The sequence below is a fragment of the uncultured Treponema sp. genome, assembly GCF_945873775.1.
GTDB lineage: Bacteria > Spirochaetota > Spirochaetia > Treponematales > Treponemataceae > Treponema_D.
On the sequence record NZ_CAMCEC010000003.1, the window covers coordinates 47,565 to 65,681 of the forward strand.

At 40.3% G+C, this 18,117-nt stretch carries 20 protein-coding genes; 10 read left to right on the forward strand and 10 right to left on the reverse strand.

Features of this window, described 5'->3' with window-relative positions; all coding sequences use genetic code 11:
* Nucleotides 1-66: 66 nt before the first annotated feature.
* Both Q0N70_RS02600 and Q0N70_RS02605 read right to left on the reverse strand, forming a co-directional pair.
* Nucleotides 67-1,188 (reverse strand): DUF362 domain-containing protein, encoded by a 1,122-nt coding sequence (locus Q0N70_RS02600; protein WP_294013456.1) that lies wholly within the window; start codon nucleotides 1,186-1,188, stop codon nucleotides 67-69.
* Nucleotides 1,189-1,448: 260 nt separating this feature from the next.
* Nucleotides 1,449-2,519, reverse strand: a complete 1,071-nt coding sequence (locus Q0N70_RS02605; RefSeq protein ID WP_294013459.1) for a phospho-N-acetylmuramoyl-pentapeptide-transferase — start codon at nucleotides 2,517-2,519, stop codon at nucleotides 1,449-1,451.
* A gap of 199 nt (nucleotides 2,520-2,718) precedes the next feature.
* On the opposite strand from Q0N70_RS02605, the gene Q0N70_RS02610 reads away from it, so the two are divergent.
* On the forward strand, nucleotides 2,719-3,999 hold the full coding sequence (locus tag Q0N70_RS02610; protein WP_294013462.1) for an HD domain-containing phosphohydrolase: 1,281 nt from the start codon (nucleotides 2,719-2,721) through the stop codon (nucleotides 3,997-3,999).
* Nucleotides 4,000-4,182: 183 nt separating this feature from the next.
* Here the strand turns inward: Q0N70_RS02610 and aroA are convergent, their stop codons facing one another.
* Genes aroA through Q0N70_RS02635 form a run of 5 tightly spaced genes read right to left on the reverse strand, consistent with a single transcriptional unit; the run spans nucleotide 4,183 to nucleotide 9,752 of the window.
* A complete protein-coding gene (aroA, locus tag Q0N70_RS02615; protein WP_294013465.1) occupies nucleotides 4,183-5,574 on the reverse strand; it encodes a 3-phosphoshikimate 1-carboxyvinyltransferase in 1,392 nt (463 codons plus the stop codon).
* Between the two features lies 1 nt (nucleotide 5,575).
* Complete coding sequence (locus Q0N70_RS02620) at nucleotides 5,576-6,619, reverse strand: extracellular solute-binding protein (protein ID WP_294013466.1); 1,044 nt, start codon at nucleotides 6,617-6,619, stop codon at nucleotides 5,576-5,578.
* Between the two features lie 57 nt (nucleotides 6,620-6,676).
* On the reverse strand, nucleotides 6,677-7,549 hold the full coding sequence (locus Q0N70_RS02625) for an ABC transporter permease (RefSeq protein WP_294013471.1): 873 nt from the start codon (nucleotides 7,547-7,549) through the stop codon (nucleotides 6,677-6,679).
* Nucleotides 7,546-8,565 carry an ABC transporter permease gene (locus tag Q0N70_RS02630; protein WP_294013475.1) on the reverse strand — a complete coding sequence of 340 codons (1,020 nt, stop codon included), beginning with the start codon at nucleotides 8,563-8,565 and terminating at the stop codon, nucleotides 7,546-7,548. Before Q0N70_RS02630 ends, Q0N70_RS02625 begins: the two co-directional genes overlap by 4 nt.
* Nucleotides 8,562-9,752 (reverse strand): ABC transporter ATP-binding protein, encoded by a 1,191-nt coding sequence (locus Q0N70_RS02635; protein WP_013702228.1) that lies wholly within the window; start codon nucleotides 9,750-9,752, stop codon nucleotides 8,562-8,564. Before Q0N70_RS02635 ends, Q0N70_RS02630 begins: the two co-directional genes overlap by 4 nt.
* Before the next feature lie 239 nt (nucleotides 9,753-9,991).
* On the opposite strand from Q0N70_RS02635, the gene Q0N70_RS02640 reads away from it, so the two are divergent.
* The 7 genes from Q0N70_RS02640 (at nucleotide 9,992) to Q0N70_RS02670 (ending at nucleotide 13,656) form a co-directional block, all read left to right on the forward strand.
* Nucleotides 9,992-10,747, forward strand: a complete 756-nt coding sequence (locus tag Q0N70_RS02640) for an AzlC family ABC transporter permease (protein WP_294013480.1) — start codon at nucleotides 9,992-9,994, stop codon at nucleotides 10,745-10,747.
* The gene (locus tag Q0N70_RS02645) at nucleotides 10,744-11,076 is read left to right on the forward strand and encodes a branched-chain amino acid transporter permease (RefSeq protein WP_294013482.1); all 333 of its coding nucleotides are present in this window, start codon (nucleotides 10,744-10,746) and stop codon (nucleotides 11,074-11,076) included. Before Q0N70_RS02640 ends, Q0N70_RS02645 begins: the two co-directional genes overlap by 4 nt.
* A gap of 109 nt (nucleotides 11,077-11,185) precedes the next feature.
* Nucleotides 11,186-11,722, forward strand: a complete 537-nt coding sequence (gene rbr / locus Q0N70_RS02650) for a rubrerythrin (RefSeq protein ID WP_273352319.1) — start codon at nucleotides 11,186-11,188, stop codon at nucleotides 11,720-11,722.
* Between the two features lie 71 nt (nucleotides 11,723-11,793).
* Nucleotides 11,794-12,015, forward strand: coding sequence for a hypothetical protein (locus Q0N70_RS02655; protein ID WP_294013488.1), 222 nt, complete (start codon nucleotides 11,794-11,796; stop codon nucleotides 12,013-12,015).
* A gap of 188 nt (nucleotides 12,016-12,203) precedes the next feature.
* Complete coding sequence (gene rplM / locus Q0N70_RS02660; RefSeq protein ID WP_294013491.1) at nucleotides 12,204-12,632, forward strand: 50S ribosomal protein L13; 429 nt, start codon at nucleotides 12,204-12,206, stop codon at nucleotides 12,630-12,632.
* A 14-nt stretch (nucleotides 12,633-12,646) separates the two neighbouring features.
* Entirely contained in the window at nucleotides 12,647-13,039 is a 393-nt protein-coding gene (rpsI, locus tag Q0N70_RS02665) for a 30S ribosomal protein S9 (protein ID WP_294013494.1), read from the forward strand.
* A gap of 38 nt (nucleotides 13,040-13,077) precedes the next feature.
* On the forward strand, nucleotides 13,078-13,656 hold the full coding sequence (locus Q0N70_RS02670; RefSeq protein WP_294013497.1) for a regulatory protein RecX: 579 nt from the start codon (nucleotides 13,078-13,080) through the stop codon (nucleotides 13,654-13,656).
* Here the strand turns inward: Q0N70_RS02670 and sppA are convergent.
* Genes sppA through cyaB form a run of 3 tightly spaced genes read right to left on the reverse strand, consistent with a single transcriptional unit; the run spans nucleotide 13,647 to nucleotide 15,975 of the window.
* Complete coding sequence (gene sppA, locus Q0N70_RS02675; protein ID WP_294013499.1) at nucleotides 13,647-14,678, reverse strand: signal peptide peptidase SppA; 1,032 nt, start codon at nucleotides 14,676-14,678, stop codon at nucleotides 13,647-13,649. The two genes, Q0N70_RS02670 and sppA, sit on opposite strands and share 10 nt — an antisense overlap.
* Nucleotides 14,679-14,707: 29 nt before the next feature.
* Nucleotides 14,708-15,355, reverse strand: coding sequence for a DUF975 family protein (locus Q0N70_RS02680; RefSeq protein ID WP_294013501.1), 648 nt, complete (start codon nucleotides 15,353-15,355; stop codon nucleotides 14,708-14,710).
* Nucleotides 15,356-15,384: 29 nt separating this feature from the next.
* The gene (gene cyaB, locus Q0N70_RS02685) at nucleotides 15,385-15,975 is read right to left on the reverse strand and encodes a class IV adenylate cyclase (protein WP_294013503.1); all 591 of its coding nucleotides are present in this window, start codon (nucleotides 15,973-15,975) and stop codon (nucleotides 15,385-15,387) included.
* A gap of 207 nt (nucleotides 15,976-16,182) precedes the next feature.
* On the opposite strand from cyaB, the gene Q0N70_RS02690 reads away from it, so the two are divergent.
* Nucleotides 16,183-16,650, forward strand: a complete 468-nt coding sequence (locus Q0N70_RS02690; RefSeq protein ID WP_294013505.1) for a ribosome maturation factor — start codon at nucleotides 16,183-16,185, stop codon at nucleotides 16,648-16,650.
* A gap of 11 nt (nucleotides 16,651-16,661) precedes the next feature.
* On the forward strand, nucleotides 16,662-18,116 hold the full coding sequence (gene nusA, locus Q0N70_RS02695) for a transcription termination factor NusA (RefSeq protein WP_294013508.1): 1,455 nt from the start codon (nucleotides 16,662-16,664) through the stop codon (nucleotides 18,114-18,116).
* Nucleotide 18,117: the final 1 nt, after the last annotated feature.

Here is an 18,117-nt window from a genome sequence, read left to right on the forward strand (position 1 = left end):
TGAAAAAAAAATGCCAGCCTATAAACTGTATTGCTATAAGCTGGCTGTAAATTTTAAATCTAATCCTTAAAATTTTTCTAATTTGTACTTGCGGCTTCCAAGACCGATTTTTTCACCGTGGATTAGCGACATATCCCAGACTGATTCTGGCGTGGAATCTTTCCAAAGGTCTTTTGTTGGCTTGAGTCCTTTTTTTATGTTGTCTGCAATTTGCGAGTTTTCAAATCTTGCAGCCTGACAGCATAAGTCTGAGCATGCTTGATCCAGTGCAACCGGGTCAAAACTTGCTGCCATTCCAAGGTTTGGAATAAGCGGCGCGTCATTGAAAGCGTGGCAGTCGCACCAAGGACTTACATCGCGGATTATGTTTATGTGGAAGCAAGGACGTCCGTAGCATACTGCCTGAGTGTATTCAGCCATTTTGCAGTCAAGGTCTTCATTTGCGTTCCAGTTTGGATTATAGATTGCGTCAAAGTTGCAGGCTCCAATGCATCTTCCGCATCCTTTGCAAAGCTCTTGGTTTATAAAAGCTTTTTTATTTTCATAAGTGATTGCGTCTGAACCGCATTCTTTTGAGCACAAGCGGCATCCTTTGCAGGCTTCCTGATTTACCTGCGGTTTTCCTGTGTTGTGCTGATCCATTTTTCCAGCACGGCTTCCGCAGCCCATTCCTATGTTTTTTATTGCTCCGCCGAATCCAGTTGCCTCGTGTCCTTTAAAATGTGAAAGGCTTATAAAAATGTCGGCATCCATTACGGCTCTTCCGATGTGGGCAGTTTTGCAGTATTCTCCGTTTACAATAGGAACGTCAACTTCATCTGTGCCTTTTAGTCCGTCTCCGATTATTATCTGGCAACCAGTTGTCGCCGGGGAAAATCCGTGCTTTTGCGCGCAGTCAAGATGGTCAAGAGCATTTTTTCTGTAGCCTGGATACAAAGTGTTGCAGTCCGTAAGAAATGGTTTTCCGCCAAGTTCTTTTACTAGTTCTGCAACGGCTCTTGCGTAATCCGGACGCAGGAATGAAAGGTTTCCGTCTTCCCCGAAGTGAAGCTTTATAGCGGTGAATTTTCCGTGAAAGTCAATTTGCTCAATGCCGGCTTTCTTGCAGAGCTTTTTCAGCTTTGCCTCTATTCCGCCGTCCTGAGTTACACGGAAATCTGTAAAAAAAACTTTTGATTTTTTTTCCATAATCTTCCTCGCTTTGGTTTGTGTGTTGTATGTGTTTTAATTTATTATACTGAATGTCGATTTTTGATAAAAGTAGATACTTTGCTGTTATTCCTATGCTAACAAGTTTGTCATTGCCGTGCTTGACACGACAATCTAATGCAAAATTTCAATAGATTATTAACTGAATTTTTTTCAGAAACATCGCAGGGGCGAGCCCGATAATGACATTGAATTATAAAACTCAAAATTTAATTTATTATATTAGCTGAAAATTCTCCTTATCTGATTTTAAAGAATATTCCGAGCATTGCGACAGTTATCAAAAGCTGAATTATCATAAACTTGATGAGCACTTGAGTTGGCGACCAGCCTTTGTTTTTTCTCATGTGGTCGTGCAGCGGAAATCTTACTGTTTCAAAAATTGAAATATGGAAGAATCTTTTTAGCGCGACTTTTAAAAGTCCTATGCCGCCGTTTACAAAAATAATTGAAGAAGTTGCAAGGAATAAAAACGGGTTTCCGCTTACCATTACACATACGCCGATAAAAAATCCCAGAGCGCGTGAGCCTGCGTCTCCCATAAGAACTGAGCTTGGAAACGCATTGTGCCACAAGTATCCCATAAGAACTCCGGCAAGGCAGAATGTTATTATTGCCCAGGAAGCTCCGTCTTTTAAATGCGGAACAAGAAGGTATGTTGAAATGTCAACATGGCCAAGCACGATATAAAAAAGCGCGCCCATAGTCAAAAGCGCAATCAGAACCAGAGTTGAACTTAATCCGTCTACTCCGTCTGTGCAGTTTGTTGTGTTTACAGACATCCAAAGCATGATTACTGTTATTGCAACGTAAAGCCAGCACGGAATATGAATCGTAGTTGAAAAAAATGGAAACCAAAATCTGAGTCTTCCGTCTGGAGAAGTCTGCGAAAGATAATGCATTAAAAGAACTGCCGCCGCCACTGCAATCACAAAATCCAAAAAAGCCTTTCTGTATTCTCCCCAGCCTTTTAAACTTCTGTCGTCTAAAAAACCAGTAAGCATCATAAGCCAAGTAAGCGCAAGAATTCCAGACTGAAGGTAATCCAGCGGAACAATTATAAAGCAGAGTATTACAAAGATTGTTATAAACACAACGCCAGAACCTGTCGGCTTTCCTTTTGCGGTTTCTTTTGTCAGTGTGAATTCTCTTCCTCTGTCGCTTGGAAGATACTTGTAGAATTTTGGAATTAATACTTTGGAAAGAAAAAATCCTGTGTAAAGCGCAAGCGCAATCAGAACTGTATATGACTGAAAAAGCCTAGCCGGTCCCCAAAAGTTTTTCAGCAAGCCGCCAAGATAGTAAATCAAAGTAAGACCCCTTTTGTTATAATTCTATAATTATATCATAAAATCTGCCAGCGTTCAATGTGTGTTCTTTTGTTCAATTTACGCTGTGGCAATTATGGTGTGTTGATTTTTACTCGGAATATTTTTATAATTTGAAAAGTATTTCTAAGAACTTAAGTTTCTGGATTTTTTCTTGCTGGGAGAGTGAAGGGAGTTTTCTGTGCCGGTTGAAGACGAAGAATTTTTCGCTGAAAATATTGAAAGTGTCAACAGGCTTACAACTGGCATTTTGCTGCTTGGAAATGTTCTTGCGCCACTTTTTATTGTTATCAGCAAGATTGGCATTTTTGAAATTCCCTATTCATATTCAGTTACACTTGGAATCGTCATAGCTTTATTTTCTATTATTCAGAGCATTTTTGTCTATGTTTTCCGCTGGCACAGAATTCCTATGGTGTTCGGGCTTTGCGTTATGGCTGCGATTTTGGCGTACATGGGAACAAACGGACATATCGGAATCAATATTTCTTATGCGCTTGTAGTTTTTCTTAGCTGCCTTTATTACAATGCTGTGCTTACAAGATGCATTGCACTTGTCTGCTACGTTTTTATGATTGCTTCAATTTATTTCCGCGCAAAAATTATGTGCGTCAGTTTTAACACAACTGAAAGCTTTTACTTTTTTTCGCAGAGCGCAGGATTTACAATTGAATTTGTTTTTTCCTACATTATAGCGGTTGCGCTTTCCAAAAGAAGCCGTTCAACTCTTAGCCGCGCGCTTACAAAGGCTTTTCAGCTGAAAGATACTCAGATGAAGATTATGGAATTTATTCCAAGAATGCTTGAAAGCCACGAGCTTTTTACGGGCCACCATGTCCGCCATACTGTAAAATATGTGGAGCTTATTTCCAGGGAACTTGTAAAGGAAGGTCATTACAAGGAAATTCTTACAGAGCAGGCAATTTCTGTTTATTCCGCCGCGGCAAACTTGCACGACATTGGCAAAGTTCACATTCCAGACAGCATTCTTAACAAGCCCGGAAAATACACTTATGAAGAATTTCAAATGATGAAAGCTCATCCTGCTGAAGGAAAAAGGCTTGTGCAGCTTTTGCCTATGATAAACAGAGGCTGGTTTAACATGGTTGCGGAACAGATGGCTTACTGCCACCATGAAAAATATGATGGAAGCGGCTATCCGAATGGACTTTCTGGAAATGAAATTCCTCTTTGCGCCCGCATAATGGCTGCTGCCGATGTTCTTGATGCCCTTTTAAGCTGGAGACCTTATAAACAGCCGTTTTCTATTGAGCGCACAATTGAAATTTTCAAGGAATCAAGCGGAAGTCATTTTGAGCCTTGCATTGTAGATGCCGTTATAAACATTGCTCCTGTTATTGAAGAAGTGTCAAAGTCATTCCGCAAGCAGGAAATTGAAGACGAGCAGAAAGAGTACGACTGGAGAGTTCAGCTTGTTGAAGGCCGTGAAAAAAGCAAGTAAAACGCTTTACGTGCAGTTTTGCTTTTAATATCATTACTGGGCAGCGACCCGATAATCCAGTTTGCTTTTCAATTTCAGTTTTGTATCTGTAGTATTCTTAAAATTCTCGGCGAGAATTTCTTTAAAACACGCCGTACTTTTTAAATTTCACGCCGGGAATTTTTAAAAACTCGGCGTGTTTTTTTAGGCTTGCGTGAATCCAGCTCCTATTTTGTTCATGGCTTCAAAGAATTCAGGAAAGCTTACAGAACAGCATTCGGCGTCTTTTACTTTTACTTCTTGACCTTCTTTTAATCCAAGTCCTAGGCATGCAAGGCTCATTGCGACTCTGTGGTCAAGGTAGCTTTCAACTTCTGCGCCGTGCAGGGTAAACGCTGGATTTTCTTTTCCGTCATTTAGGACTGGCGAATGTCCGTGGATAACCAAAAAATCTTCGCCTTCTTCTACTTGCGCGCCAAGTTTTTCAAGCTCGCTTTTTAGAACCTTTATGCGGTCTGTTTCCTTTCTGCGGCAAACTCCAATGTCTTCAATAAATACAGTTCCTTCCGCAAAGCAAGAAACTGCGGCAAGAGCGCAAACTGCATCGGGGAATCCAGAAAGATTTACGTGAAGCTCCTTGTCTTTTAAAAGCTCCGTGGAAAGTTGTCCTGTTCCGTTTCTGGCTTTTGTTCTGCCGCGCACTTTGAGCGAGCAGGCTTGCTTGTCAAGTTCAATGTCCGCTCCAAGTGATTTTAGAACTTCAACTATTGCCTCATCGCCCTGAGTTCCGCTTAAGTCCACGTTGTCGATTGTAATTTCGCTGTCTGTGATTAAGGCTGCAATCAGCGGAAATGCCACGGCTTCCCAGTCGCTTGGAATTATTTTGTCGAACGCCTTGATTTTTGCAGGACCGTCAACTTCAATGTGCTTAAAGTCCTTGGACATTCTGACTTTTACTCCGCAGCTTTCAAGCCACTTTTGAGTCATGTAAAGATACGGAGTTTCTTTTGGATTTGAAAGTTCGATTTTGAGAGTTCCGTTTAGCCTGCAAGCCGCCATCATCATTCCAGAAATATACTGGCTAAGCTCGCCGCCTGTTTTTACTGTATTGCTTGCATTTATAGGGCCTTTTATGAGCATTGGGCAAGTTCCGCTTTTTTCTTCCGCAGTGAATGCCTGCGCTCCAAGCTGCCTTAATGCGTCTACAACGTGGCTTACGGGGCGTTTTCTTATGCTTTCGTCCCCAGTGAATACGCTCCAGCCTTCAAATGTGGCTGCGATTGGCGACATAAAGTAAAGCAGCGAGCCGGAATTTCCTACGTCAACAATATTGCTTGGCAAGTGGATTTCGTTTCCTGCTCCTTGGACTGTCCAAGTCTGCCCGATTTTTACAGAGCCTTCTTCCAGTTCAATTTTTGCGCCCATAAGAGGAACTGCACGGCTTGCGCTAAGACAGTCTGCGCTTGGAAGAGGATTGCGTATATATGAAGTTCCTTCTGCAAGGGAAGCAAGCAAAAGCGCTCTGATTGTATGCGATTTAGAGCCCGGAACTTGAATGTGTCCATTGAGGGCTGTTTTTTTAGCAATGATTTTCATATTATTCAGTGAATCTTATTTCCTGCCAAAGCTCGTTGTATTTGTCTAGGTCTTCGCCAAGGTCTTCCTTTAGAACGCAGTTTGACATTTGGTCTGCCTCATACATTGCTTTTGTTGTCATGTATTGGGCGGCATCCTTATTTACAAAGCAAGGAAAGTGGAAAGCGTCAAGAAACTTTGCGTAGACTTCAGGACGATGTATATAGTTTATAAATTCATTGGCAAGGTCATAGTGAGGAGCATCTTTTAGAATGCACATGCTGTCAAGGTAAGAAGGTCCGCCTTCAGCTGGAATAAAGAAGTCGATTGTTTCTTCCCATTTGTCTTCAGGAACTTCTCCAAATACAACTTCCGCATATCCTTGGCAAAGCCAGAAGTCGCCGGAAGCAAATGACTTTCCGAATCCTTCAGCGTCAAACTTTACAAGGTTCGGCTTCCAGTTTTTTACTATGTAATCCGAAGCTTCTTTCAGCTCATTCTGGTTAACTGTATTTATGCTGTAGCCAAGAGTTGTAAGGGCGTCCCCAATAACTTCGCGCATATCGTCCATCATTGTGGCGTGTCCTGCAAACTGCTTGTCTGCAAAAATGTTCCAGGTTCTTTCATAATCCGCGGAAACTTTTGTCTTGTTCACGGCAATTCCGGCGGCTCCAAGATAATATGGAACGCAGTATTTCATTTGCGGATCGTAATCAGCTTTTTCAAATACAAGCGGATTTATGTGGCTTTTGTTTGTCATCTTGCTTTGGTCAAGCTCGCGGAACATTCCTTGCTTAATCATAATCGAGCAGTAATCCTGAGACGGAACAACTATGTCGTAGCCTTTTGCTCCTGCTCTTAGCTTTGCATACATTTCTTCATTTGAAGCGTAGCTGTCTACTTTTACAGTGCAGTTGAATTCTTTTTCAAAGTCGCGCAAAACTTCATCCGGCGTATAGTAAGTCCAGTTGTAAAGGTAGACTTCATTTTCTTCTTTGCATGAAAAAAACGAAACAGAGGCGCAGGCGATAAAAGCTGAAATAATTGAACAAACTCTTTTTTTCATAGAAACTCCTGTGCAAGGCTGGCATTTAAGGTCAGCTTTGCTTTTTTGCAGAATGAATTATCTTGATGCCGCAAATGTTTTTAGGCGGCTTCTAAGCAGAATTGCAATGGCGCAGATTATCAGAATCAGCACGAACGAAAGCGAATTGATTACAGGACTTACGCCGAATCTTATAAGCGAATAAACGTAAAGCGGAAGTGTAGTGCTTCCCGGTCCTGAAACAAGAGCTGTTATAACGTAGTCTTCAAACGACATTGTTATGCTCATCATAAAGCCGGAAATAATTCCAGGCATGATTGCAGGTACAATTACTTTTGTGAGCGTCTGAAATTCGTTTGCGCCTAAATCGTGGCTTGCTTCTATAATTGAATAGTCAAATTCATCGATTCTCGCGCTTACCATAAGATAAACGAACGGAAGACAAAATGTTGTGTGCGCAATGAAAATTGTAAAAAGTCCGAGCGAAAGTTTTATTCCGCTGAAAAAAATCAGGAGGGAAATTCCCATGATTACTTCCGGCAGAACCATTGGCAAAAAGCTGATCGACTGAATGTAGGATTTTCCGAAGAACTTATACCAGCTGATTCCGATTGCCGCCAAAGTTCCAAGCACAGTTGCTGTAATTGCGGAAGTTACGGCTACAATAAAACTGTTCAAGAGTGCGTGCCATAAAGGTTTGGAACTGAAAATAAGCTTCTGATACCAGATGAATGAGAAATTTGTAAACGTTGTGTCTTTTGACTCGTTGAATGAAAAAAACACAATTACAAACAGCGGCAAAAACAAAAACAAAATCGAAAGGCACAGAACTGTATTTGACAGACTGAATTTTGGATTGCGTTTTTTCCATTGGCGTTTTGCGTGTCTGTTTGACTCGCTTTTGGGAATCGACTTGTATTTTTTGTTCAGTAATAAAATCGGATTTTTCATTTGCTTCCTTCGAGGCTGGCTTTGGAAATGCTTTCCGCGATGCTTGATGTTGTGTCTTCTTTGTTCGACTTCTTGTTCAAGTCTGCTTCTTTTTTTCCTGTTGAAAGCATAAGCAGAACGCCTGCCATGCTTATAACTGTAATTACAAGGCTGAATGCAGAAGCTAGCGGCCAGTTGCGTACTTTCTGAACTTGGTCAACAATGATGTTTCCAAGCATATAGCTGTCTTTTCCGCCTACAAGCTGCGGAACTGTATATGTTCCAAAAATCGGAATAAACGTAAAAATTACTGCGCTTAAAATTCCGCTTTTAATTCCGGGAATCAGAACCTTAAACATGGACTGCATTTTTGTTGCGCCAAGGTCTCGTGCGGCTTCAAGCAAAGTAAAGTCGAATCTGTCCACCGCTGTAAAAACTGGAAGAATCGCATAGGGCAAGTACATATAAATGCTTACAAGAATAACTGCCCCGCGCGTAAACATAAATTTATGCGGAACAAATTCTTTTGTAGAGCCAGTTATCTTGCAAATAATTCCGTGCAAATTTGAAAGCAGCTGGTTGAAAAGTCCGTTGTCTCCAAGAATTGTAATCCAAGCAAAAATTCTTATGAGGCTGTTTGTTAAAAACGGAACAATAACAAGAATCAAAAGAAGTGTCTGGTGCTTGCTTCTTGCCATCGCATATCCGCACGGAAGCGAAATGAGAATTGTAACTGCTGTGGCAATTATTGTAATCCAAAGCGTGCGCAAAAATATAAGACCGTAAGCTGGACTTAGCATCTGCTCGTAGGCTTTAAGCGAAAATTCCCTTGTGACTCCGCCGTAAACATCACGCTTTAAAAATGAATAGCACACAATTATAATCAGCGGCACAATAAAAAAAAGTGAAAACCAAGCTCCCATTGGCCAGGCATAAGCAGGACCGGGATTTGCCTTCTTGTATTTTGCACTGTAAGCTTTTGAAGCCAGTTTGAGCTGAAAGCTTTTATGCTCTTTCTTTTCCTGCTTGCTTTTCATGTGTTTATGTCCTCAACAATGTAGCCGTCGTCTGCTGACCATGAAACAAAGACTTCATCTTTCCAGGCGATTTCCGGACCGTCATCAAGATAGTTTGTGTGCTGCTTGAATACTTTTATGATTGCTCCGTTTTCAAGGCGCACATAGAATTTAGACTGAAATCCTGTGTAAACCGGCTCTTCTACAATTCCTTTGAAAACATTGATGTCTTTTCTTCCGCCTACATTTGGCTCTTCAAGCGTTATGCGGATTTTTTCCGGACGGATTGTAAAGCAGACTTTCTGGCCAGGATCTGTGTGGTCATAGTCTGTAACAAGAATGTTTTTGTCTTCTTCGCGCATTGCCTGAGTTTCGCCTTTAAGCTTTGCCTGAAGTCCAAGAACTGGAGTGTTCAGCGTTACGTTGAATTCATCTTCTCCCTTGGAATTTTTGTGAGGCTCGCAGGAAACAACTGTGCTTTCAAAAAGGTTTGTCTCGCCTATGAATTGCGCTACAAATTGCGTTGCCGGACTTTCATAAATTTCAAACGGAGTTCCAACCTGAAGAACTTTTCCCTGGTTCATTACAGCGATTCTGTCGCTTACGGCAAGAGCTTCGCTTTGGTCGTGGGTAACGTAAATAAATGTGATTCCGATTTTGTCGTGCAACGCATCAAGGTCAACCAAAAGATTTGCGCGCAACTTTGCATCAAGCGCAGAAAGAGGCTCGTCAAGAAGCAAAACCTTCGGCTCGTTTATGAGCGCCCTTGCAATTGCCACACGCTGTCTTTGTCCGCCTGAAAGCTGGTTCGGCTTTTTATACATGTGCTGGTCAAGCTGAACAAGATGCAAGTATTCCTTTACTTTTTCGTCGATTGTTTTTTTGTCAGTCTTTTTTAAGCGGAGCGGAAACGCGACATTTTCATAAACTGAAAGGTGCGGAAAAAGCGCGTAGCTCTGAAAAACTGTATTGCTCTGGCGTTTGTTAGGCGGAAGAGGCACAACATTCTTGTCATCAAAAAGAACTGCGCCTTCATCAGGAAATTCAAATCCTGCGATAATGCGGAGAAGTGTTGTCTTTCCACAGCCGGACGGTCCAAGCAGAGAAAAAAATTCACCCTGCTTAATTGTAATGCTGATGTCGTCAAGCGCATGGAACGAGCCAAAATGCTTGGACACGCTGTTAATAGAAACTGTACTTCCGTTCACTAGGGTACAACTCCTTCCTGAGTGATAAAAGCCTTTTGTCTGGCAAAACAAGGCTCTGATAGACTTTAAAGTCTAAGGCTTAATTTGTATTTAATACGTAAAAAAGTCAATAATTTTTGAAAAAATAAGTGGAAATTTATAAAAAAACTTTTTGCGGATTTTTGCTGAATTTATTGTAGAAAGTTGAAATTTTTCACTGTTGAACCTATTTATCTTTATTGCTATTATACTTGCTCATTATGAACCGCTACGTTTTTGCCCAGGCACTGAAAATAACTGCGCCTGTGTTTTTTGGATATATTGCGATTGGAATCGGATTTGGAATGCTGCTTGCGAATGCGGGCTATCCTTGGTGGCTTGCTGTTCTTTCCGGGCTTATTATGTACACTGGTTCAGGCCAGTATTTTATAGTCGGCCAGCTTGCTTCCGGGGCTTCTTTTGCTGAAATAATTCTTGTGCAGTTTTTGCTTAGCATCCGCCATATTTTCTACGGACTTTCGCTTATTTCAAAATATAAAAATGCCGGCGGAAAAAAGCCTTATCTTATTTTTGCAATTACAGATGAAACTTTTGCGCTTGTTCAGGGAATTGAAGTTCCTCCTCGTGTAAATAAAATTTCATTTTACGCGATTGTTTCCGCGCTGGATCAAAGCTACTGGTGCTTGGGAAGTCTTATTGGCGCTGTGGCTTACACTGTCATGGACCGCTACGGACTTGGAAAATTTTTAACCGGAGTTGATTTTGCGCTGACTTCGCTTTTTATAGTTCTTTTGATTGAGCAGCTAAAATCTTCAAAGGATTGTGTGCCCGCTTTGGCTGGCGGACTTGCCGCTGTGGTTTCCGTTGCGCTTTATAAAACCGGCGTTTTTGGCTCGTCAAATATAATCTGGGTTTCAATTTGCGCGGCTCTTGGAGTAATGCTTTTGGTAAGAGGTCCGTCATTTTTTACAAAAGAAAAAATTCTTTCAAATTCTAAATCGGAGGAATTGGCATGAAAGAGTCCTACAGTCTTTTAATGGCTTTGGCGGCTATTTTTGTTTCCGGGGCAGTTATTTATGGAACTCGCTTGCTTCCCTTTATTGCCTTCAGCAGAAAAAATCCGCCTGCGATAATCCGTTTTATTGAAAAATACACGCCGTCTTTGATTATGGCGGTTTTGGTTGTTTATTGCTTCAAGGACACAAGCTTTTTGACCTCTCCTTTTGGAATTCCGCATTTAATTGCTTCCGTGGTAACTGTTGTTATTCATCTTGCATTTAAAAATTCCATGGTAAGCATTTTTTCAAGCACTGTGATTTTTATGGTTTTGTCCAGAATTATGTGAAAACTTAAAAAATTTCCTGTTTGAATTGCAATTGTTCAAATAATTGATTATACTTTATATAAATAGGAAATTTTTATTTTTGTGGTTGTGTTTGTACTGGAGGTAAATCATGGAATTAAAAGGTTCAAAAACTGAAGAAAATCTTAAGACGGCTTTTGCAGGTGAATCTCAGGCCCGCAACAAGTATACTTTTTTCGCAAGCAAGGCTCGTAAAGACGGATTTGTGCAGATTGCAAAAATTTTCGAGGAAACTGCTGAAAATGAAAAGGAGCACGCAAAGCTTTGGTACAAATATCTTAACGACGGAATAAAAAGCACCGCAGAAAATTTAAAGGATGCTGCGGAAGGTGAAAATTACGAGTGGACAGATATGTATTCTTCGTTTGCCAAGACAGCGCGTGAAGAAGGATTTATCGATATTGCCCAGAAATTTGAAGGTGTCGCCGCGATTGAGAAAACGCATGAAGAGCGTTACCGCAAGCTTTTGGATAACGTTACAAATGAGTGTGTTTTCAGCAAGGACGGAGACGTTATCTGGCAATGCTCAAACTGCGGACATATCTGCGTAGGAAAAAAAGCGCCGGATATTTGTCCAGTTTGCGCTCATCCTCAAAGCTATTTTGAAGTAAAAGCTGAAAATTACTAGTTTAATAATTTTTTTATAAAATGCCGTTTTTGTTTTTACAAGAACGGCTAAAACAATTATGGAGTATTTTCATGGTTTCATTGTTGATTGGAATTGTTCTGATTGGATTTTGCGTGTTTTCTTGCCTTGGCTTGAACTGGACTTCTGACATTGTTTCTTTTTTGAAGGGATTTGCTCCGTGTTTTGCGGCATTCTGCGGACTCATTTCTGTTTTTATAGGTTTTGCTGATATAAAAGACAAAAAGGAAGCAAAAAAAGAAGAAAACGCCGCTAAATCAATAGAAAAGAAATAAGTTTCGTTTTTGGCGCAAATATTTTCAGTTTTTGCAGTTGAATTTCTTGAATTCAATTGACTAAAAAGCTGAAAACATGGTATCTTTTTTTACCCCGTATATATTGTTGGCAACTGCTCATTGCCTGCAAACGTTTGAAGCTAGATGCAAAGCGGAAAGCGTAATGTTTTATTTAGAAAGGTATATACATGAAAACTTATTTTGCTAAAAATGAAGATGTAAAAAATGACTGGTATGTCATCGATGCATCTGGAAAAACTTTGGGACGTGTAGCTGCAAAAGCTGCTTCTGTTCTCCGTGGAAAGCACAAAGCTTCTTATACACCGAACTCTATCTGTGGTGATTTTGTTGTAATCGTTAACGCTGAAAAGATTCAGGTTACAGGAAAAAAAGCTGACAATATGCTTTATCGCCATTATACAGGTTATGTACGTGGTTTGCGCTCTTATTCATTCAATACTCTTATTGAAAAACATCCTACAGAGCCTTTGAAGAGAACAATTTGGGGAATGCTTCCTCATAACCGCCTTGGACGCAAGATTATCGGAAATCTTAAGATTTACGAAGGTCCAGAGCATCCTCATGCAGCTCAGAATCCAAAACCTCTTGAAGTTTAAAATAGGAGCATATCGTGATTAAGAATATAGCTATCGGTACAGGAAGAAGAAAAACAGCAACTGCCCGTGTTTTTATGCGCGAAGGTTCAGGAAAAATTGTTGTTAACGGAAAAGATATAAAAGACTATTTTGCAACAGAATCACAGGCTCGTCTTGTAATTCAGCCGCTTTTGGTTACATCAAATGTAAATAAGTTTGATATTCTTATCAACGTTTGCGGCGGAGGACTTAATGGTCAGGCGGCAGCTTGCTTGCATGGAGTTTCTCGTGCTTTGACTCAGGTAGATCCAGATGCACGTCCTTCTCTTAAGGCAAACGGCTATCTTACACGCGACTCTCGTATGGTTGAGCGTAAGAAGTACGGTCAGCGTGGTGCTCGCCGCAGATTCCAGTTCAGCAAACGCTAAAATTGGTTATTCGCCAAATACAGCAGACTTTTACAGGAGTGTACGAAATTACGCTTTCTGTTGGGTCTGCATTTTTTTTGCGTGCGTGTTATCTTTCTCTTTTAACCGAAGAAAATCTTTTTGCCGGAGCGGAACTTTCTGATGAAGAAGCCTCGGATTTGCTGAATGCGGCGGTTGTCTATGGCGCGGAATTTGCCGCAATGACGTATCTTGCTCGTGCTGAGCATTGCCGTGCCGGACTTGAACGAAAGCTTTTAAAAAAGGGAATTGAAAAATCCGCTGTAGAAAAAGCCTTGGACTATCTTGAGCAGTGTGGAAATTTGAGCGATGAAAGGTTTGCCGGTGCTTGGCTAAGAAGCCGTTCAATCGACCATGCTGAAGGAAGAATCCGGCTTGCGGCTGAACTTGCGTCCAGGGGCGTTGACCGTTTGGCTTCAAAAAAAGCCCTTGATGAATTTTTTTCAGAAAAAGATGAACTTGAGATTTGCCGGCGTGCCTATAAAAAATGCCTGTTGTTCAAAAAAGACTTGGATAAAATAAAAGCCTCTCTTGTTCAGAAAGGCTTTACGCTAAAGCAAATTGGAATTGTTATTTCAGAAGAAGATTCCTATTTGTAATAATACGCAGGAAATTCAATTTGCGGTTCTAAAACTTCCATTACAGCATCCGGAATTCCTAAAGATGCTTTTTTGAATTCTTTTGCGCTTCCCATAATCAGGCTGTAAATGCTGTCTTCTTTTTTGTAAGAAAAATCCGCAGTTTCGTATTCTGCAAAATCGAATTCTTTTCGCTGCATTGTTTCAATAAGCTCGTCTAAAGTTCCTATTGAATTTATTAGGGACGCTTCTTTTGCCTGTGATGCCGTGTAGATTCTTCCGTCCGCAAGTTTGTAGACTTCTTCTTTTGAAAGTCCGCGGCTTTCTGCCACAATGTCCGTGAACTGCTCGTAGCATTCATCTGCAATTGACTGCATTATGTTCCGCTGTTCCTGCGTCATTGGCTCGTTGAAATTTCCCATGAGCTTGTTGCGTCCTGCGTGGATTGTCGTTGACTTGATTCCCCATTTTTCCATGAGCCCTGTTAAATCCGTGAACTGGCCTGCGATAACGCCGATGCTTCCGGTTAGAGAATTTCTGTTTGCCATTATGTAGTCAGCTGCACATCCAACGTAATATCCGCCGCTTGCCGCAAGAGAAGTGAAATATGCGTAAACCGGACGTTTGGTTTCCTTTTTATATTTTTCAAGCGCAAGGAAAACTTCGTCAGCCTGATAAACTCCGCCGCCTGGAGAATTTATTACAAGGACGATTCCGCGGTTGTTTTCATCTTCCTGCAAGTCTTTTATTGTAGACAAAATCCATTCCTGGTTGTACGAATCGTTCGCTTCTGAAATTACGCCTTTTATAAAGACTTTTGCGATATATTCGCTCTTCGGAAATTTATTTTCTTTTTTTCCGAGCAGTTTGTCTTTGATTTTTGTTTCGGAATTTGAAACTGCGGAAATTGTGCTTTTTGTGTTTTTGCTCAAAATGGAATTTGCTGTGTTAAAAATAAAAATTGCAGCCGCAAGAATAATTGTGCAGGCAAAAACGGCAAGCCCTTTTTTTGAATAATTTTCTGTTGAAAACTTTATTTTCATTTTTTTCTCCAATAAAAAATAACTTTTAGTTACGCTTCAAAATCCGCCGGAGTAAGAGAGCCTGTTCTGAATGCTTCTTCTTTCAGCGCGTAATATGCGTTTGTAAATGACATTGCTTCGTAAGGCTTGACCCAAATCTGAAGAATAAAAAGTGTAAGCATTGAAAGAAATTCCCAGCCCAAAAAACTTAGCGACATAAGAAACAAATCGCCTTTGTGATTCCGAGTGAGAACCTTGCTTATGTTCATGGCTTTTGAAACTGAAATTTTTGGATTTTCCGCCAGAACAAAAAACATCTGCGAGTACGAAAATGCTTTTACAATTCCCGGAAAAAAGAAAAGCAAGCTCCAAAGTCCGACCCATAAATAAAACCAAAGAAATCCGAAAAATGCTTTTAAGAAATGCGAAAAACTGTTTATAAAATCTGAAAATTCGGCTTTGTTTTTTGTGTTGTGAATCTGAATGAAAATTCTTAAAAATGCAAAAAAGAAAACACTATTTATAAAAGCGATTAGCAAAAATGAAATAAGCCCTGCAGTTCCGTCTAGGTTTTCCTGCGGAAGTCCTGCCGCCATTGCTGTGATTGCCATTGTTACAGCAAACGCAATTATTGGAGTTTTCATTTTTCCTTTTAGCTGTTCACGTGCCTGATTTTTGTAATTGATTCGTTCAAACATAAATTCTCCTGTAATGTTCTTTTTATAATTTAATTATTTTTTTCAATTTGCGAAAGAAGTTCCGAATAATATTTTTCTTCTATGCAGGATTTTTCGATTCCGCATTTTTCAAGAAGCTCAAATAAAATTTGCTGAACTTTTTTTACATCTTCGTCTTTTTTTGACGGCGAAAGAATTTCTATTTCAAGAAAATCACCGAGCGGCGGAACATTGCAAAGCTCAAGAGTCGCCTTAAGCTGAATGTTTTCAATTGAAGTTGGAAGTTTCAGTTCCCAGTCCATGACTTCCTTGTGTTTTTTTAGCGCAACTTTTAATCCTGCGTCGCAAAAAAATTGTTCCAAAGGCGCAGAAGATAAAAGTTCTGTTTCAAGCTCCTCATTTAATTCTGTGCTGGAATTTTCGGACGCGCTTTTAATTTCTTTCCGTTTGTAAGTGAGAATGAAGCGGGTTTCTTTTCCGCATTTTTCTTTTCTGATTCTAATTTTGATTTTTGGATTCAGAGGGCTTTCGTAGTAAATGTCGTCCCGCAAAACTTCATGCTTGAATTCAGCGAAAGAATTTAATTTTTTTATAAGCTCATCTTTTTTGTAAACGTGGGCTTTGATTTCAATTTCATTCATCAGATTATTCTAGCACATTTGTATTCAAATAGAAAAGAATTTGTTTGGAAAGTTTTTCCAGAATGCGTTTTTGTTTATTGACAATGTTGGTTTGATATGATAATATTATTTTACATTTTGATTATCCTTGAAAATTGAGCCGCAACAAAGGCTCTTTTTTTTTAGTCTGAAATGCTTTTCGTTAAGCGTGTTTTTTAGAGGTTTGACTTGGAGTATAGTTCTTTCGAGAATATTCCGTATTTTAATGAGTGTTCCGCTGTGATGTCTGCGGAAGGTTTTAAGCTGGTGGAACTTCATGTTGTTCCGCAGAATGGCAAAGTTAATGTTTCTGCTGTCATAGCTTCGGCGGATTCTAAAAAAGACATCGGTGTTTCAGATTGCGCAAAAGCACATCGCGCGTTGTTTTCAGAAATGGTTAAAATCCTCGGAAAAAATGAAGACGATATTTCTATGGAAATGTGTTCGCCGGGAATTGAACGCACTTTAAGAAATGCGGCTGAATTTGAGATTTTTATAGGAAGAGAAGTCCGCGTCTGGGATAAAAACATAAACGACTGGGTTTGCGGAAAAATAAAATCTTCAGATAAAAATCAAGTTACATTGGAAATAGAAGGCGGCGGCGAAAAGTCTGTTGCCTATGCTGATATTGCTAAAGCAAAATTTTTACATTTATAAGGGGGCTTGTTATGTCAGAAATGGCAGATGCAATCCGTGCGCTTTCTGCAGAAAAAGGAATTGATGAATCTTCAATCAGGCAGACTATAGAAAGAATGATTCTTGCGGCGTATCAAAAATCATTCGGAAAAGGCTACGACAACTGCATTGTGAAATTTGCAGATGATATGTCGGATGTGAATGTCTATGCGCGCAAAACTGTTGTTGACGGAGTTTATGATCCTGTTATTGAAATTGAGCTTGAAGAAGCGCAGAAGCTTGCTCCAGAAGCCGTGATTCATGACACTCTTGATATTCCGCTTGATCCAAAACGCGATTTTGAACGCGGCGCAGTTTCAGTTGGAAAGCAGGAAGCCCACAAGGATTTGAATGAAAATTCAAGCAAAAAGCTTCTTGATGAATACAAGGAAAAAATCGGACAGATTATAATCGGATATTACCAGCGCGAGCATAAAGGAAACATTTATGTTGAGCTTGGAAAAGTTGAAGGCGTGCTTCCTGTAAAATATCAGAGTCCACGCGAAGTTTATGAAAAGAACGACAGAATCAGGGCTTTGGTAAAAGATGTAAAAAAAGTTCCCTCCGGAATTCAGGTTGTGCTTAGCCGCACAGATGAAAATTTTGTAAAAAGCATTCTTGAGCTTGAAGTTCCAGAAATTCAGGATAATACGATTGTTGTAAAAAGCATTTCGCGCGAGCCTGGCTATAGAACAAAGATTGCCGTGGCTTCAAACAAAATCGATGTAGATCCTGTTGGCGCTTGCGTTGGCTTGAAAGGTGTCCGCATTCAGAATGTAATCCGCGAACTTGAAGGCGAAAAAATCGATGTTTTGCGCTATGACGAAGATCCTCATGTGTTTATAAAAAATGCGCTTTCGCCTGCTGAAGTAAAGCAAGTTGTAATTAAAGATGCTGAAAAAAGAGAGGCGCTTGCGGTTGTTTCCGATGAAAATTTCTCTATTGCAATTGGAAAACAGGGCTTGAATGTCCGCCTTGCAAACCGTCTTTGCAACTGGTCAATCGATGTAAAAACCGAAGCTATGGTTACAGACGAAGATCTTGTTGAAAATGACACAAGAAGGGCTGCGGAAGAACTCTTTGGCGGTTCAGAAAATGAATCTTACGAGGAAATTCTTACAGTTGCTCAGCTTCCAGGTGTTGACCAGCGTGTTGCGGAAATTCTTAAGGAAGCCGGCTATGATGATATAGAAGTTTTCGTTTCGTCTTATGAAAGCGGAGCGTTGAATGGACTTGACGGCGTAACAAAAGAGCAGCTTGATGAAGTTTATTCAATTATAAATGAAAACGTTGAATTTGAAGATGAGGAAGAACCGCAGCAGACAGCAGATTCAGCAGAGGAAGATTCAGAAGAAGAATATTTCTGTCCTGAGTGCGGCGAAAAAATTACACCGGATATGACAAGATGTCCAAAATGCGGTGTTGAATTCTCATTTGAAGAAGAGTAAG